This window comes from Streptomyces sp. NPDC051576 (assembly GCF_040681835.1).
Taxonomy (GTDB): domain Bacteria; phylum Actinomycetota; class Actinomycetes; order Streptomycetales; family Streptomycetaceae; genus Streptomyces.
Genome location: NZ_JBFAZO010000006.1, coordinates 480,268 through 497,309 on the forward strand (window position 1 = coordinate 480,268; position 17,042 = coordinate 497,309).

The window sequence follows — 17,042 nt, forward strand, 5'->3', positions numbered from 1 at the left end:
GACATGCGGCAAGAGCTTGCAGAGTCTTGCACAAGTGTCCCATCGCCCGCTCAGCCGCATCAACACCGGGTTGCGCGAGGGTCCAGGAGAGGTCACGGGCGGGTAACTCTGGGGTGCTCTTGCAGTTTTTTGCAGCAAGGACTTTCGCAACGCTTGCATCGCTGTTACGTTCGGCGACGCCCGGCGGCAGCGAAGGCGCGGTCGGCAGTCGCAGGGGCGGCGGACGGGCCCGCCCCCTGCAACCACACGGGCTTTCACCCTCAAGGAGAACTCATGCGGCGTGGCATAGCGGCCACCGCGCTGGTGGCGTCCCTCGCCCTCGCGGCGACGGCCTGCGGCGGCAGCGACAGTGACAGCGGCAAGTCGGACGGGCCGGTCACCATCACCTGGTGGGACACCTCCAACGCCACCAATGAGGCGCCGACGTACAAGGCCCTGGTCGCCAAGTTCGAGGCGGCCAACACCAACATCAAGGTCAAGTACGTCAACGTGCCCTTCGACCAGGCGCAGAACAAGTTCGACACCGCCGCCGGCTCCAAGGGCGCCCCGGACGTGCTGCGTTCCGAGGTCGGCTGGACCCCCGCCTTCGCGAAGAAGGGCTACTTCCTGCCGCTGGACGGCACCGAGGCCCTCGCCGACCAGTCCAAGTTCAAGTCGAACCTGATCACGCAGGCCCAGTACGACGGCAAGACGTACGGCGTGCCGCTGGTCACCGACACCCTGGCCCTCGTCTACAACAAGGCCCTCTTCGCCAAGGCCGGCATCACCGCCGCCCCCACCACCTGGGACGAGCTGAAGACGGACGCCGCGAAGATCAAGGCCAAGACCAAGGTCGACGGCTACTGGGGCTCCACCGCGGCCTACTACGCGCAGAGCTTCCTCTACGGCGAGGGCACCGACACCGTCGACGCCGCCGCCAAGAAGATCACCGTGAACTCCGCCGCCGCGAAGAAGGCCTACGGCACCTGGCTGAGCCTCTTCTCCGGCACCGGCCTGCACAAGGCCGACACCACCGCGGACGCCTACGCCCACATCCAGGACGCGTTCGTCAACGGCAAGGTCGCCGCGATCATCCAGGGCCCCTGGGAGATCACGAACTTCTACAAGGGCTCGGCCTTCACGGACAAGTCCAACCTCGGCATCGCCACCGTCCCGGCCGGCTCCACCGGCAAGTCCGGTGCCCCGACCGGCGGTCACAACCTCTCGGTCTACGCCGGCTCGGACTCCGCGCACCAGAAGGCGGCCCTGAAGTTCGTCAACTTCATGACCTCCGCCGCCTCGCAGTCGACGATCGCGCTGAAGAACTCGACGCTGCCGACCCGCGACGACGCCTACACCGCCGCCGTCAAGGCCGACCCGGGCATCGCCGGTTTCCAGGGCGTCCTCGGCGCCGCCCAGCCGCGCCCGGCGCTCGCCGAGTACAGCTCCCTGTGGACCCCGCTGGACACCGAACTGCCGAAGATCGCAGGCGGCAAGGAGTCCCTCGACAAGGGCCTGAGCAACGCCGAACTCGCGATCCAGAAGCTGGTCCCGGACTTCAGCAAGTAGCCCCGAGTGGCCGTCGGATCCGCGGGAGACCGGGGGACGGATCCGACGGCCGCCTGCCTGCGCGCAGGCCCAATCCCTGAACTCGCAGAAGGTGTCGAACGAACCATGACAATCGGCATGACGGCCGCCGTCGACCGTGCGATCCGCAAGCGTCGCCTCGGCCCCGGGCAGCGCCTCAAGTTCGCCTACCAGAAGCACTGGTACGCGTACGCGATGATCATCCCCGTGGTCGTCGTGCTCGGCGTCCTCGTGCTCTACCCCCTGGTGTACGGCCTCTATCTGACGCTCACCGACGCCAACAGCCTCAACACCGCGCGCACGATCGGCGTCAACCACATCGACGCCACCTACAAGTTCATCGGGCTCGACAACTACAAGGACGTCCTGTTCGGCCCGACGGCGTACGACCGCTTCTGGTCGCACTTCATCTGGACGATCGTGTGGACCGCGCTCTGTGTCGCCTTCCACTACACGATCGGCCTCGGCCTCGCCCTGTTGCTCAACCTGAAGCTGCGCGGCCGCACGATGTACCGGCTGATCCTGATCCTGCCGTGGGCCGTCCCCACCTTCGTCACCGTCTTCGGCTGGCGCTTCATGCTCGCCGACGGCGGCATCATCAACGCCGCGCTGCACACCCTGCACCTGCCCCAACCCGACTGGCTGGAAAGCACGTTCTGGCAGCGGTTCGCCGCCATCATGGTCAACACCTGGTGCGGTGTGCCCTTCATGATGGTCTCGCTGCTCGGCGGCCTCCAGTCCATCGACGCCTCGCTCTACGAGGCCGCCGAGATGGACGGCGCGAGCCCCTGGCAGCGCTTCCGCCACGTCACCCTGCCGGGCCTCAGGGCGGTCAGCTCCACCGTCGTACTCCTCGGCGTCATCTGGACCTTCAACCAGTTCGCGGTCATCTTCCTGCTGTTCGGCAACACGGCCCCCGACGCCTCGATCCTCGTCACCTGGTCGTACTACGTCGGCTTCGGCCAACAGCCGCGCGACTTCGCCCAGTCGGCCACCTACGGCGTCCTGCTGCTGGCCATCCTGATCGTCTTCACCTCCTTCTACCGCCGCTGGCTGAACCGCAATGACCAACAGCTCGCGATCTGAGGCAGGAGTCCCCATGAGCAGCAACACCACCCGCCGCAGGGGCGAGTTGAGCCGCGCCGGCTCCCTCACCTCGCACGGCATCCTCGTCGTCGCGAGCCTGATCGCCCTCTTCCCGATCGCCTGGCTGGTCTTCCTCTCCCTCGGCCCGGACTCGGACGACTACCTCCACCCGGCCGGCATCTGGAAGAAGATGACGCTCGGCAACTACTCGTTCGTGCTCCAGCACACCGAGTTCTTCGACTGGTTGAAGAGTTCGCTGATCGTCTCGCTCGGCACCACGGTCATCGGCGTGACCATCGCCGCCAGCACCGGCTACGCCGTCTCGCGGATGCGCTTCCCCGGCTACCGCAAGTTCATGTGGGTGCTCCTGGTCACCCAGATGTTCCCGATAGCGGTACTCATCGTGCCGATGTACCAGATTCTGGCGAATCTCCAGCTCATCGACAGCTACCTTGGTCTCATCCTCGTCTACTGCTCGACGGCGGTGCCGTATTGCGCCTGGCTGCTCAAGGGTTACTTCGACACGATCCCGTTCGAGATCGACGAGGCCGGACGCGTCGACGGGCTGAACCCCTTCGGCACGTTCGCGCGACTGATCCTGCCGCTCGCCAAGCCGGGCCTGGCGGTCGCCGCGTTCTACAGCTTCCTCACCGCCTTCGGCGAGGTCGCCTTCGCCTCGACGTTCATGCTGTCCGACACCAAGTACACCTTCGCGGTCGGCCTCCAGACCTTCGTCAGCGAACACGACGCGCAGCGCAACCTGATGGCGGCGACGGCGGTACTGATCGCGATACCAGTGGCCGCCTTCTTCTACCTCGTCCAGAAGAACTTGGTAACCGGCCTGACAGCGGGTGGCACGAAGGGCTAGGACGCGCCCCCGATAGGGGCGCGGGGAACTGCGCACTCAGCTTCCATCCCGCCGCACCCAACAAAAGACCCGAGGCGGCCGTGGCTGTCCATCCGACCCCGCTGACACCACGGCCGCCTCGTCACCAACTCCCCATGACCCGAACCCCGTTACGCACCAAGGACGCCATGAGCCAGCAGCAATCCGCCGCACCGGCCCCCGCCACTGTCACCATCAACCGTCACCGCGACTGGTGGAAGGACGCGGTGATCTACCAGGTCTACCCCCGCAGCTTCGCCGACAGCAACGCCGACGGCATGGGCGACCTGGAAGGCGTCCGCACCCGGCTCCCGTATCTGCGCGACCTCGGCATCGACGCCGTCTGGCTCAGCCCGTTCTACGCCTCCCCGCAGGCGGACGCCGGCTACGACGTGGCCGACTACCGTGCCGTGGACCCCATGTTCGGCAACCTGCTCGACGCCGACGCGCTGATCCGCGACGCCCACGGACTCGGCCTGCGCATCATCGTCGACCTGGTCCCCAACCACTCCTCGGACCAGCACGAGTGGTTCAAGCGGGCGTTGCGCGAAGGCCCCGGCTCGCCGCTGCGGGAGCGCTACCACTTCCGCCCCGGCAAGGGCGATAACGGCGAACTCCCGCCCAACGACTGGGAGTCCATCTTCGGCGGCCCCGCCTGGACCCGGGTCGAGGACGGGGAGTGGTACCTCCACCTCTTCGCGCCCGAGCAGCCCGACTTCAACTGGGAACACCCGGCGGTCGGCGACGAGTTCCGCTCGATCCTGCGTTTCTGGCTCGACATCGGAGTCGACGGCTTCCGGATCGACGTGGCCCACGGCCTGGTCAAGGCGGAGGGTCTGCCCGACCTCGGCTCCCACGATCAGGTGAAGCTGCTGGGCAACGATGTCATGCCGTTCTTCGACCAGGACGGCGTGCACGACGTGTACCGCCAGTGGCGCACGGTCCTCGACGAGTACGCGGGCGAGCGCATCTTCGTCGCCGAGGCGTGGACCCCGACCGTCGAGCGCACCGCGAACTACGTCCGCCCCGACGAACTCCACCAGGCCTTCAACTTCCAGTACCTGTCGACCGATTGGGACGCCGGGGAACTCCGTACGGTCATCGACCGCACTCTGGAGGCCATGCGCCCGGTCGGCGCCCCCGCCACCTGGGTGCTGTCCAACCACGACGTCACCCGGCACGCCACCCGCTTCGCCAACCCGCCCGGTCTCGGCACCCAGATCCGCACGGCGGGCGACCGGGAGTTGGGCCTGCGCCGGGCCCGCGCGGCGACGCTGCTGATGCTGGCGCTGCCCGGATCGGCGTACATCTACCAGGGCGAGGAGCTCGGCCTGCCGGACGTCGTCGACCTGCCGGACGAGGTGCGCCAGGACCCGGCGTACTTCCGGGGCGCCGGCCAGGACGGCTTCCGCGACGGCTGCCGGGTGCCGATCCCGTGGACGCGCGGCGGATCGTCGTACGGCTTCGGGAACGGCGGGAGCTGGCTGCCGCAGCCGGACGGCTGGGGCGAGTTGAGCATCGAGGCGCAGACGGGCACGGCCGGTTCGACGCTGGAACTGTACCGGGCAGCCCTCGCCGCCCGCCGCACCCAGCCCGACCTCGGCGCGGGCGACTCGGTGGAGTGGCTGCGTGCGCCCGAGGGCGTACTCGCCTTCCGGCGCGGGGAGTTCGTGTGTGTCGCGAACACCAGCGGGGAGTCGGTGACGACTCCGGCGTACGGCCGTCTCCTGCTCGCCAGCGGTGAGGTGACCGAGGCGTCCGGCGAGGCGAAGCTGCCCGCCGACACGACGACGTGGTGGACCACCACGCCGTAACAGGGAACTTCTTGCAGCAACTTCACACGGCCCGCTGCCCTTTTGGGTGGCGGGCCTTTAACATCTGGCCACCGCAAGGTTTTCCAGCGGTTTCCATTGAGTTTCAGCAAGAACCTTCAAGTGCCTTCAACGGAGAAGGAACCCCCACATGGCCAGCAGCAGATCACTTGCAGGAGCCTTCGCCCTCGCCGCCGCGACGGCCGTCCTGGTGCCCGGCACCGCACACGCCTCCCCACCCGGTACCAAGGACGTCACCGCCGTCCTCTTCGAGTGGAACTTCGCCTCGGTCGCCAAGGAGTGCACCAACACCCTCGGCCCGGCCGGTTACGGCTACGTCCAGGTCTCCCCGCCCGCCGAGCACATACAGGGCTCGCAGTGGTGGACGTCGTACCAGCCGGTGAGCTACAAGATCGCCGGACGGCTCGGCGACGCGACCGCCTTCCAGAACATGATCAGCACCTGCCACGCGGCGGGCGTGAAGGTCGTCGTCGACACCGTCATCAACCACATGTCGGCGGGCAGCGGCACCGGCACCGGCGGTTCGACGTACACGAAGTACAACTACCCCGGCCTGTACTCCTCGTACGACATGGACGACTGCACGTCGACGGTCAGCGACTACACCAACCGGGCCAACGTCCAGAACTGCGAACTCGTCGGCCTGGCCGACCTGGACACCGGCGAGGAGTACGTCCGCGCCACCATCGCCGGCTACATGAACACCCTCCTCGGCTACGGCGCCGACGGCTTCCGCATCGACGCGGCCAAGCACATCCCGGCGACCGACCTCGCGAACATCAAGTCCCGCCTGACCAACCCCTCCGTGTACTGGAAGCAGGAGGTCATCTACGGCGCCGGCGAGGCCGTCCAGCCCACCGAGTACACCGGCAACGGAGACGTCCAGGAGTTCCGCTACGCCTACGACCTCAAGCGCGTCTTCAACAACGAGAACCTCGCCTACCTGAAGAACTACGGTGAGGGCTGGGGGTACTTGAGCAGCTCGGTCGCCGGTGTCTTCGTGGACAACCACGACACCGAGCGCAACGGGTCGACCCTGAACTACAAGGACGGCGCCAACTACACCCTCGCGAACGTCTTCATGCTCGCCTACCCGTACGGTGCCCCGGACATCAACTCCGGCTACGAGTGGTCGGACGCGGACGCCGGACCGCCCAACAACGGCTCGGTGACCGCCTGTTGGCAGGACGGCTGGAAGTGCCAGCACGCCTGGCCGGAGATCAAGTCCATGGTCGCCTTCCGCAACGCGACGAGCGGCCAGTCCCTCAGCAACTGGTGGGACGACGGCAACGACGCGATCGGCTTCGGTCGGGGCAGCAAGGGCTATGTGGCCATCAACCACGAGTCGTCGTCGCTGACCCAGACGTACCAGACCTCCATGGCCGCGGGCACGTACTGCAACGTCCAGAACAACACGGCGGTGACGGTGAACAGTTCGGGCCAGTTCACCACCACCCTCGGCAGCAACACGGCGCTGGCGATCTACGCCGGGAAGTCGAGCTGCTGATCCATCCGCTGGGTACCGATGACGGACAGCAGACGCAGCGCCTCCTCGTCCGGTGAGCCCGGGGTGGCGGTGTAGATCACGACCTGCTGGTCCCGGTCGGTGATGTCGAGGGCGTCGCAGTTGACGGTGATCGGGCCCACCATGGGGTGCTGGAAGGTCTTGCACAGGGTGGGCTCGGCACTCACGTCGTGGGACTCCCACAGCCGCCTGAACTCCTCGCTCCCGGCCAGGAGTTCGGAGACCAGCCCGGTCACCTCGGGAGCGTCGGGGTAGCGGGCCGCGGCGCCCCGCAGCCGCTGGGCCGAGAGCCGGGCGAACGCGTCCACGTCCGACACCCCGTACAGCCGGACGCCCTCCGGGCGCGGGGCGAGGAAGGCCCGGCGCACGAGGTTGCGCTCGCGCGGGGGCAGCGCGGAGAAGTCCTCCATCAGGGCCGCCGCCAGATCGTTCCAGGCCAGCACCTCCATGGTCGCCGACGTCACGAAGGCCGCGGACCGCGGCAGCCGGCGCAGCAGATCGAGGAGGCTCTGCCGTACCTCGCGCGAGGGCCCCGGAGGCGGGCCGGGCGGGGCGCCGGCGAGGTGATGCAGATGGTCGCGCTCGGCGTCCGACAGCCGCAGCGCCCGGGACAGCCCGCCCAGCACCTCGCGCGAGGGCCGTGGGCCGCGGGCCTGCTCCAGGCGGGTGTAGTACTCGGTCGAGATGTACGCCAGGTGCGCCACCTCCTCCCGGCGCAGTCCCGGGGTGCGGCGGCGCGGCCCGGCGGGCAGACCCACCTCGGCGGGGGTGATCCGCTCGCGCCTGCTGCGCAGGAAAGCGGCGAGTTCTCGTCTGTCCACGTCCTCAGTGTGCGCCGGTCCGGGGCGGCCGATCCAGGTACTGCCGGTGCCTGGATGGGCCCCACGCCCGGACGCAGGCTCGTAGCCATGAACAACACAATGAATTCAGGCCTGCTGACCGGCAAGGTCGCGTTCGTCAGCGGAGCCGGACGCGGCATCGGCGCGGCGGCCGCCCGGCTCTTCGCCCGTGAGGGCGCCCGGGTGCTGCTGGCGGCCCGCACGGAGGACCAGCTCAAGACGGTGACCGAGGAGATCCGGGCGGCGGGCGGCACCGCCGAGTACACGGTGTGCGACCTGGCCGACGCGGACAGCGTCCGTGCCGCCGTGGACCGTACGGTGTCGGTCTACGGCCGCCTCGACATCGCCTTCAACAACGGCGCGATCGGCCAGCACCCCGGCCCCATGGAGGGGCTCCCGGAAGCCGACTTCGACCAGCTCACCGCCGTGAACCTCAAGGGTGTCTGGCTGTCCATGGCGGCCGAGGTCGCCGCCATCCGGGCCACCGCCGGGACCGGCGCGATCGTCAACAACTCCTCCGTCGGCAGCCTGCGCGCCAACCCCGAACTGCCCGTCTACGGCGCCCTGAAGCGAGCGGTCAACAGCCTCACCCAGTCGGCCGCCGTCACCTACGGACCCGAGAACATCCGGGTCAACGCCATCGCCCCCGGCGGCACCCTCACCGAGATGATCCGCGACTGGGCGGCGGAGTCGCCCGGGCTCATGGACCGCCTCATCGCGCTCACCCCCCTGCGCCGTGCGGCCGACCCCGCCGAGATCGCCGAGGCCGCCGCCTGGCTGCTCAGCGACCGCGCCTCCTTCGTGACCGGCGCGATTCTGCAGGTCGACGGCGGCGGCGGAGCCTGAGCGACCGCCGCCGGGGCGGGGTCAGGGAGTAATGCTGACGTGCTTGGCCATCGCCGTCACGGCCAGGTCGCCGTGGTCGACCCACTGGGGGAAGGCCAGTGTCTTGTGCTGGGTCGAGGCCGGCGGCGTGATCTCCAGGTAGGAGGCGTGCACCGCGCCCGAGGTGCCGGTGTTGGCGTGGGTCCAGGCGACCACGGCCTCCGCGCTCTCGCCGTCCTTGAGGGTGAGGGTCTTCTTGCCGGGGTTGTGCGCGTACCAGGTGTTGCCCCAGGCCGTGTGGGTCGTGAGCTTCTTGTGCGCGGAGTTCTCCAGGCCGAGCCCGGGGTAGCCGCGCAGCGCGCACGTCCTGCCGCTCAGGTTGCGCAGATTGATGACGACACCCTGGTGGTTCATCCCGCCCGCGAGCTGCCGGCCGAAGGTGGCCTTGAGCGCGGCGGCGGAACAGGTCGGCGTGCTGGGGCTCGCGGCCTCGGCGGTGCCCGCCCAGGCGAGGCCCAGGGCCGCCACGGCGGTCGCGGCGAGCACGGTGCGGCCGGTCCTGCGGGGGCCGCGGTGCTTGGCGGTGGCTGTCCGGTCGGTGGTGTTCCGCTGGTCGTTCATGGTGACGGTTCTCCGCTCGCGCTCTGTGGTCGTCCTTCGCCCTACAAACAGTGCGATGCGTGACGCGGCGGAAAAGTTCGGGAGAAAACCGGCCCCGTCGAAGAACTCTCGACGGGGCCCGCTCACGGTCGGCCGTGCGGCCGCCGCGCTACTTCCAGGTGTCGCTCGCCGTGTAGCCCGACGAGGTGCCCGTCGTGTAGGAGCGGTTGGTGCCGGACTCCCAGGTCACGGAGCCGGAGCTGTCCTTCTTGATGTACTTGTACGTGAAGGCCGTGCTCTTCGGGACGATGACCAGCCTGCTCCACGTCGGGTACGACGCCGACGACAACGGGATCGCGTCGCTCGTGTTCCAGGAGCCGAGCGACGCGATGGAGCCGACGACGTAGACGTTGGTCCCGAGGTCGGTGGTCGCGGACTCGTTGAAGGTGACGTCGGTGGCGTCGGCGTCGGCCACGTTCCAGGAGTTGTCGAGCGAGAGTGCCGAAGTGGTCGTCGTAGCAGCTCTGTTGGCGTTCGACTCCCAGGTGACGTTTCCGGACGAGTCCTTCTTGATGTACTTGTAGGTGAAGGACGTGTTGGTCGGCACGCTCACCGCCCCGGACCAGACCGGGTATCCGGACGAGGACAGCGCGACCGCCTTCGACGTGTCCCAGGCGCCGAGCGCGTCGATGGAGCCGACGACGTAGACCCCGGTGCCGGACGTGGTGGATGCGTACTCGTCGAAGGTGGCGGTCACCGTGGAACCGGTCGAGCCACCGCCGCCGGAGTCGTCGCAGCCGACCGTGCAGGTGTAGTCCGCGTTGTAGAACGCGACCGCGTCCTTGGCGGGGATGGTGATGCTCGCGTTCCCGCCGGAGACCGTCACCGTGCTCGCGCCGCCGTCGATGACATTGGCGTACGTGCCGTCCGCCATGCCGGTCGCGAAGGTGTAAGTGGCCGCGCCGGAACCGTTGTTGACGGCGAAGAAGCCCGCGCCGCTGCGGCCGAAGCCGATGACGGAGGACGACTTGGTCGACCAGTCGGAGACGGCCGCGCTGCCGGTCGCGTTGTGCCAGGCCACCATGCCGACGACGGCCGTGTCACGGTCGAGGCAGTTCCAACTCCCCGAGCAGTCCGTGTCGGTGACGAAGCCGGCCGAGTTCGGCGGCGCCTGGTCGCTCTGGGTCCACTGCCAACTGGAGTAGATCGTCGGCGTCGACCACTTGTAGGCCAGCTCGAAGAGGTTGGCCAGCTTGTAGCTGTCGCCGCCCTTGTAGCTCATGTCCAGGCCGTTGCGTTCGGTGTCGTGGTTGGTCACGAAGGACACCGAGTTGGCGGCCGGGAGGATGCCGCTGCTCTCCAGGGAGGACAGGTCGCTCACGTTCCCCTGGAACGCCGACTTCATCCTGCTCGCGTACGTGAAGTCGAGGACGTCGCCGGAGCCGTAGTAGTCGCTGGGCTGCGGGGTCGAACCGGGGTAGACCTCGTCGAAGACGTACGGCGCCGCACCGGACGTCGTGGTGTTCAGTTTGGCGACGATCGCCGCCATGTCGGTGGCCGGAATGTGCTTGGCCGAGTCGACGCGGAAGCCGTCGACGCCCAGCGCGATCTGCTTGTTGAGGAAGGCGGCGAGGCCCGAACGGACGTTGTCCGCACTGGTCTTGAGGTCGGGCAGGCCAAGGAGTTCGCAGTTCTGGACCTGGGTGAGGTTCGAGTAGTCCTGGATGGTCAGGTCGGAGGTGGGGCAGTCGGCGGAGGTGTGGTAGTCGCTCGGGTCCCAGTCCGGGGTGTCGTACTTGCTGGTGATCGTGGTGCCGTCGTAGCCGGTGCCGGTCTGCGCGGCGGTGTGGTTGATCACCGCGTCCGTGTAGACCTTCACGCCGGCCGTGTGGCACGCGCTGACCATGTTCGCGAACTGGGCCGCCGTACCGAAGCGGCTGTTCAGGTCGTACGAGTACGGCTGGTAGACGTCCCACCAGTAGTAGTTGGTCTGCTTCAGCGACTCGGAGGGCGGGGCGACCTGGACCGCGCCGTAACCGGCCGGGCCCAGCACGTCGGTGCACTCGGAGGCGATGGAGTCCCAGTTCCATTCCCACAGGTTGGCGATGACGTCGCCCTCGGCGGTGGTGTCCGCGTGGGCGGTGGTGGCGGGGAGGGCGATGGCTCCCGCGAGTGCCAGGGCGCCGGCGGCCGCGGCGCTGACCACACGCCTGACGGCTCCCGGCGATCGGTATCTGCTCATCTGCGGCTCCGAAAGGGGGGATTCGGGTTTCAACAACTGGTGAGCGTGGGCCAGTTGAGAAGGGCACGTCAAGGTTGCGGTTGAAAGTTCTTTCTGTGACTTTCAGAAGTCTTGCTGCAACCCTTGCGTCGGCGATACGGTCACGCCGGGGTCGGACCCGAACTGAGTCGTAATCGCGAGGAGTTCACGCCTGTGATACCGAGATGGCCGGCGCCCCGGACGCGCCGCACCGCGCTACGAGGACGAGTCGTGGGTGTCGTGGTCGCCGCACTCGTCGCGGCCTTCGTCCCACCCCTCGCGGCCCACGCGGCGGACCCGCCCGCACCCCCGTCCGACGCGAAGCTGGCGTCGACGCCAGCCCGGCACGACGACACCCGCGAGCAGTTCTACTTCGTGATGCCGGACCGGTTCGCCAACGGCGACACCTCCAACGACCAGGGCGGGCTGACCGGTTCACGTCTCAGTACGGGCTACGACCTCACCGACAAGGGCTTCTACCAGGGCGGCGACCTCAAGGGCCTGACAAAGAAGCTCGACTACATCAAGGGCCTCGGCACCACCGCCATCTGGATGGCCCCGATCTTCAAGAACCAGCCCGTGCAGGGGACGGGCGCCGACGCCTCGGCCGGCTACCACGGTTACTGGATCACGGACTTCACCCAGGTCGACCCGCACTTCGGCACCAACAAGGACCTGGCGACCCTCATCGCCAAGGCCCACGCCAAGGGCATGAAGGTCTTCTTCGACGTCATCACCAACCACACCGCCGACGTCGTCGACTACGAGGGCAAGTCCTACGACTACCTGTCCAAGGGCGCTTTCCCGTACCTGACCAAGGACGGTCAGCCCTTCGACGACGCCGACTACGCGGACGGCACGAAGACCTTCCCCGCCGTCTCCGCATCCTCCTTCCCCAAGACCCCGACCGTCCCCGCCGACAAGGCGAACGTGAAGGTCCCCGCCTGGCTCAACGACCCGACGATGTACCACAATCGCGGCGACTCGACCTACGTCGGCGAGAACGCGACCTACGGCGACTTCTCCGGCCTCGACGACCTGTGGACCGAACGTCCCGAGGTCGTCAGCGGCATGGAGAAGATCTACGAGAAGTGGGTGCGCGACTTCGACGTCGACGGCTTCCGCATCGACACCGTCAAGCACGTCGACATGGACTTCTGGACCCAGTGGGCGACGGCCCTCGACAAGTACGCCGCCGCGCACGGCCGGAAGAACTTCTTCATGTTCGGCGAGGTCTACTCCGCCGACACGTCCGTCACTTCGCCGTACGTCACCCAGGGCCGCCTCGACGCCACGCTCGACTTCCCCTTCCAGGACGCGGCCCGCACCTACGCCTCCCAGGGCGGCAGCGCACAGAAGCTCGCGAGCGTCTTCGGCGACGACTACAAGTACACGACCGACAAGGCGAACGCGTACGAGCAGGTCACCTTCCTCGGCAACCACGACATGGGCCGCATCGGCTACTTCCTCGACCAGGACAACCCGAAGGCCACCGACGCCGAACTCCTCGCCAAGGACAAGCTCGCCAACGAGCTGATGTTCCTCAGCCGCGGCAACCCCGTCGTCTACTACGGCGACGAACAGGGCTTCACCGGCTCCGGCGGCGACAAGGACGCCCGACAGCCGATGTTCGCCTCCAAGATCACCGACTATCTCGACGACGACGAGATCGGCACCGACCGCACGGCCGCGAGCGACGCGTACGACTCGACCGCCCCGCTGTACCAGCAGATCGCCGCCCTCTCCAAGCTCCGCAAGGACAACCCGGCCCTGACCGACGGCGTCCAGACCGAGCGCTACGCGGCGGACGGCGCCGGTGTCTACGCCTTCACCCGCACCAGCGGCAGCGCCGAGTACGTCGTCGCCCTCAACAACGCCGACACCGCCAGGACCGTGACCTTCGCGACCGGTACGCCGGACATGAAGTACCGGGGGATCTACGGGACTTCTGCCACCGCGACGAGCGGCGCCGACAACAAGGTGACGGTCACGGTCCCGGCCGGTTCCGCGATCGTGTTCAAGGCGGCGGGCTCCCTCGCCAAGCCGACCACCAAGCCCACGATCACCCTCAAGGCGCCCGACGCCGGAGCCACCGGCACCGTCGAGCTGAGCGCCGATGTCACCGGCGGCCGGCTCGACCGGGTCGTCTTCGCCGCCCAGACCGGCAACGGCAAGTGGCGGACGCTGGGCTCGGCCGACCACGCCCCCTACAAGGTCACCCAGACCCTCGCCAAGGACGTACCGGCCGGAACAGCCCTGCGCTACAAGGCGGTTGTGGTCGACTCGACCGGCCGCACGGCGAGTGCGACGGCGGCCTCCACCTCCGGCACCCCGCCCGCCGAGGAGGTCCCCACGGCCTCCTCCCGCGACTACGCGATCGTCCACTACAAGCGCGCCGACGGCGACTACGACAACTGGGGCCTGTACGCCTGGGGTGACATCGCCGACGGTGAGGCGACGACCTGGCCGGCCAGTCACCCGTTCGTCGGGCGGGACGCCTACGGTGCCTTCGCCTACGTCAAGTTGAAGCCCGGCGCCACGAACGTCGGCTTCCTGGTGATCGACAAGGACGGCAACAAGGACGTCTCCGCCGACCGCTCGATCGATGTCACCAAGACCGGCGAGGTCTGGATCGAGCAGGGCAAGGAGACCGTAGCGACGGACCGGCCCGACTACCCGGCGCAGGACACCACCAAGGCCGTCATCCACTACCACCGCGCGGACGGCGACTACACCGGCTGGGGTCTGCACGTCTGGACGGGGGCGGCGAACCCGACCGACTGGTCGAGCCCCTTGCAGCCGGTGAAGACCGACGCCTATGGCGCCGTCTTCGAGGTGCCGCTCAACTCCGGTGCCACCAGCCTCAGTTACATCCTCCACAAGGGCGACGAGAAGGACCTCTCCGCCGACCAGTCGCTCGACCTCAAGTCCAACGGCTACGAGGTGTGGCTGCTCAACGGCCAGGAGAAGTACCTCCTGCCGCAGCCGGCGGGCAGTGCGGCTGCCCTCGACATGACCACCTCCAAGGCGGTCTGGGTCGACCGGAACACGGTCGCCTGGAACGGCTCGGACGCGGCCGCCTCCACCCAGCTCCTCTACTCCCACGACGGTTCGATCGCCGTGAAGGACGGCACGCTGACGAGCGACGACGAGCGCTGGCTCCGGCTGTCGAAGACGACGCTCACCGACGCCCAGAAGGCCAAGTTCCCCTATCTGAAGGACTACACGGCCTGGTCCGTCGATCCACGTGACCGGGGCCGGGTGCGAGAGGCCCTGACCGGTCAGCTCGTCGCCTCCCAACGGGCCGTCAACGGGGCCGTGTTGGCGGCGACGGGCGTACAGATCGCCGGTGTCCTCGACGACGTGTACGCCGCCGCGACCAAGGCCGAGCTGGGCCCGACCTTCCACAACGGCCGTCCCACGCTGGCCGTCTGGGCGCCGACCGCGCAGAGCGTGTCACTGGAGCTGGACGGCTCGCTCAAGAGAATGAGCCGTGACTCCGCCACCGGCGTCTGGTCCGTCACCGGTCCGGCCTCCTGGAAGAACAAGCCCTACCGGTACGTCGTGAAGGTCTGGGCGCCGACCGTCCAGAAGCTGGTCACCAACAAGGTCACCGACCCCTACTCGGTCGCCCTCACCGCCGACTCCGAGCGCAGCCTCGTCACCGACCTCGACGACAGGTCCCTTGCCCCGAGCGGCTGGTCGAGCCTGAAGAAGCCCAAGGCGGTGGCGCTGAAGGGCGCCGAGATCCAGGAGCTGCACATCCGCGACTACTCGGTGGCGGACGAGACGGTCCCGGCCGCCGACCGGGGCACGTATCTCGCCTTCACCGACAAGGACAGCGACGGCTCGAAGCATCTGCGGGAACTGGCCAAGTCCGGTACGTCGTATGTGCACTTGCTGCCCGCCTTCGACATCGCCACCATCCCGGAGAAGAAGTCCGAGCAGTCGACCACCGACTGCGACCTCGCCTCCTACGCGGCCGACTCCGAGAAGCAGCAGGAGTGCGTGGCGGCCGTCGCCGCGAAGGACGCCTACAACTGGGGTTACGACCCTTACCACTTCACCGTTCCGGAGGGTTCGTACGCGACCGATCCGGACGGCACCGGCCGTACCGTCGAGTTCCGGAAGATGGTCGAGTCGCTGAACGAGGACGGGCTGAGGGTCGTCATGGACGTCGTCTACAACCACACGGCGGCCAGCGGTCAGGCGGACTACTCGGTCCTGGACAAGATCGTGCCCGGCTACTACCAGCGGCTGCTGGCCGACGGCAGTGTGGCCACCTCCACCTGCTGTGCCAACACGGCCACCGAGAACGCCATGATGGGCAAGCTCGTCGTCGACTCCGTGGTCACCTGGGCCAAGGAGTACAAGGTCGACGGCTTCCGCTTCGACCTCATGGGGCACCAGCCGAAGGCCAACATCCTCGCCGTACGCAGGGCGTTGGACGCGCTGACCCCCGCGAAGGACGGGGTCGACGGCAAGGAGATCATCATGTACGGCGAGGGCTGGAACTTCGGCGAGGTCGCCGACGACGCCCGCTTTGTGCAGGCCACGCAGAAGAACATGGCCGGCACGGGCATCGCGACCTTCTCCGACCGGGCCCGTGACGCCGTGCGCGGCGGCAGCCCCTTCGACGCGGACCCCGGTGTCCAGGGCTTCGCGTCCGGTCTTTACACCGACCCCAACTCCTCGACGGCGAACGGCACTTCGGCCGAGCAGAAGGCCCGCCTGCTGCACTACCAGGACCTCATCAAGGTCGGCCTGAGCGGCAACCTCGCCAAGTACCGGTTCACCGACACGGACGGGAAGGACGTCACCGGCGCCGAGGTCGACTACAACGGCACGGCCGCCGGATACGCGGACGCGCCGGGTGATGCCCTCGCCTATGTCGACGCGCACGACAACGAGTCCCTGTTCGACGCGCTGGCCTACAAGTTGCCGGCCGGCACCCCCGCCGCCGACCGGGCCCGGATGCAGGTCCTCGCCATGGCCACGGCGACCCTTTCGCAGGGTCCGTCGCTGTCGCAGGCCGGGACCGATCTGCTGCGCTCCAAGTCCCTGGACCGCAACTCCTTCGACAGCGGCGACTGGTTCAACGCGATCCACTGGAACTGCGCGGACGGCAACGGCTTCGGGCAGGGGCTGCCGATGGCGGCCGACAACGAGTCCAAGTGGCCGTACGCCAAGGGCCTGTTGACGTCGGTCAAGGTGGGCTGCGGGCAGATCGAGGGGGCCTCGGCCGCGTACCGGGATCTGCTGAGGATCCGTACGACCGAGCCCGCGTTCTCGCTCGACACGGCCGGGCAGGTGCAGTCGAAGCTGTCCTTCCCGCTGTCGGGGACGGGCGAGACGCCCGGGGTGATCACCATGGAACTCGGTGATCTCGTGGTCGTGTTCAACGCGACGCCGGGCACCCGGGAGCAGACGGTGGACGCGCTGTCCGGTACCGGCTATCGGCTGCATCCGGTGCAGGCGGCGGGCGCGGACACCACCGTGAAGTCCGCGTCGTACACGAAGGGAACGGGCACCTTCACCGTCCCGGGGCGCACAGTGGCGGTATTCACCCGGACATCCTGAAAGCGCATTATCGTGGGTGGGGCAGGCTGTGGACACCGGCCTG

Annotated in this window: 10 protein-coding genes; 7 read left to right on the forward strand and 3 right to left on the reverse strand. The window is 68.1% G+C overall.

The features are described 5' to 3' along the window. Positions 1–273 precede the first annotated feature (273 nt). From AB0M63_RS22915 to AB0M63_RS22935, 5 genes are all read left to right on the forward strand, one after another. Complete coding sequence (locus AB0M63_RS22915) at positions 274–1,548, forward strand: extracellular solute-binding protein (protein ID WP_366020645.1); 1,275 nt, start codon at positions 274–276, stop codon at positions 1,546–1,548. A 117-nt stretch (positions 1,549–1,665) separates the two neighbouring features. Next, positions 1,666–2,652: a sugar ABC transporter permease gene (locus tag AB0M63_RS22920; protein WP_366020711.1), complete on the forward strand. Its 987-nt coding sequence runs from the start codon at positions 1,666–1,668 to the stop codon at positions 2,650–2,652. A 13-nt stretch (positions 2,653–2,665) separates the two neighbouring features. Beyond that, entirely contained in the window at positions 2,666–3,520 is an 855-nt protein-coding gene (locus AB0M63_RS22925) for an ABC transporter permease subunit (RefSeq protein ID WP_355909476.1), read from the forward strand. Positions 3,521–3,687: 167 nt separating this feature from the next. Then, positions 3,688–5,352, forward strand: coding sequence for a glycoside hydrolase family 13 protein (locus AB0M63_RS22930; protein ID WP_355909479.1), 1,665 nt, complete (start codon positions 3,688–3,690; stop codon positions 5,350–5,352). 148 nt (positions 5,353–5,500) lie between these two features. Next, positions 5,501–6,877, forward strand: a complete 1,377-nt coding sequence (locus AB0M63_RS22935) for an alpha-amylase family protein (protein ID WP_366020646.1) — start codon at positions 5,501–5,503, stop codon at positions 6,875–6,877. Here the strand turns inward: AB0M63_RS22935 and AB0M63_RS22940 are convergent. Then, a complete protein-coding gene (locus tag AB0M63_RS22940) occupies positions 6,853–7,716 on the reverse strand; it encodes a helix-turn-helix transcriptional regulator (RefSeq protein ID WP_366020647.1) in 864 nt (287 codons plus the stop codon). The genes AB0M63_RS22935 and AB0M63_RS22940 overlap by 25 nt on opposite strands. Before the next feature lie 87 nt (positions 7,717–7,803). Between AB0M63_RS22940 and AB0M63_RS22945 the strand changes: the two genes are divergently transcribed. Then, positions 7,804–8,580, forward strand: coding sequence for a glucose 1-dehydrogenase (locus AB0M63_RS22945; protein WP_366020648.1), 777 nt, complete (start codon positions 7,804–7,806; stop codon positions 8,578–8,580). Between the two features lie 21 nt (positions 8,581–8,601). Here the strand turns inward: AB0M63_RS22945 and AB0M63_RS22950 are convergent, their stop codons facing one another. Further along, the gene (locus tag AB0M63_RS22950) at positions 8,602–9,180 is read right to left on the reverse strand and encodes a DUF4232 domain-containing protein (protein ID WP_355909491.1); all 579 of its coding nucleotides are present in this window, start codon (positions 9,178–9,180) and stop codon (positions 8,602–8,604) included. A 148-nt stretch (positions 9,181–9,328) separates the two neighbouring features. Further along, entirely contained in the window at positions 9,329–11,401 is a 2,073-nt protein-coding gene (locus AB0M63_RS22955) for a carbohydrate-binding module family 20 domain-containing protein (RefSeq protein WP_366020649.1), read from the reverse strand. 192 nt (positions 11,402–11,593) lie between these two features. Here AB0M63_RS22955 and pulA point away from each other — a divergent pair, with 192 nt between their 5' ends. Next, a complete protein-coding gene (pulA, locus tag AB0M63_RS22960; RefSeq protein WP_366020650.1) occupies positions 11,594–16,999 on the forward strand; it encodes a pullulanase-type alpha-1,6-glucosidase in 5,406 nt (1,801 codons plus the stop codon). Positions 17,000–17,042: the final 43 nt, after the last annotated feature.

Coding starts and splice junctions, on each gene's coding strand:
- AB0M63_RS22920 (WP_366020711.1), top strand. CDS start 1,666: ATGACGGCCGCCGTCGACCGTGCGATCCGCAAGCGTCGCCTCGGCCCC.
- AB0M63_RS22950 (WP_355909491.1), bottom strand. CDS start 9,180: ATGAACGACCAGCGGAACACCACCGACCGGACAGCCACCGCCAAGCAC.
- AB0M63_RS22930 (WP_355909479.1), top strand. CDS start 3,688: ATGAGCCAGCAGCAATCCGCCGCACCGGCCCCCGCCACTGTCACCATC.
- AB0M63_RS22925 (WP_355909476.1), top strand. CDS start 2,666: ATGAGCAGCAACACCACCCGCCGCAGGGGCGAGTTGAGCCGCGCCGGC.
- AB0M63_RS22915 (WP_366020645.1), top strand. CDS start 274: ATGCGGCGTGGCATAGCGGCCACCGCGCTGGTGGCGTCCCTCGCCCTC.
- AB0M63_RS22945 (WP_366020648.1), top strand. CDS start 7,804: ATGAACAACACAATGAATTCAGGCCTGCTGACCGGCAAGGTCGCGTTC.
- AB0M63_RS22955 (WP_366020649.1), bottom strand. CDS start 11,401: ATGAGCAGATACCGATCGCCGGGAGCCGTCAGGCGTGTGGTCAGCGCC.
- AB0M63_RS22935 (WP_366020646.1), top strand. CDS start 5,501: ATGGCCAGCAGCAGATCACTTGCAGGAGCCTTCGCCCTCGCCGCCGCG.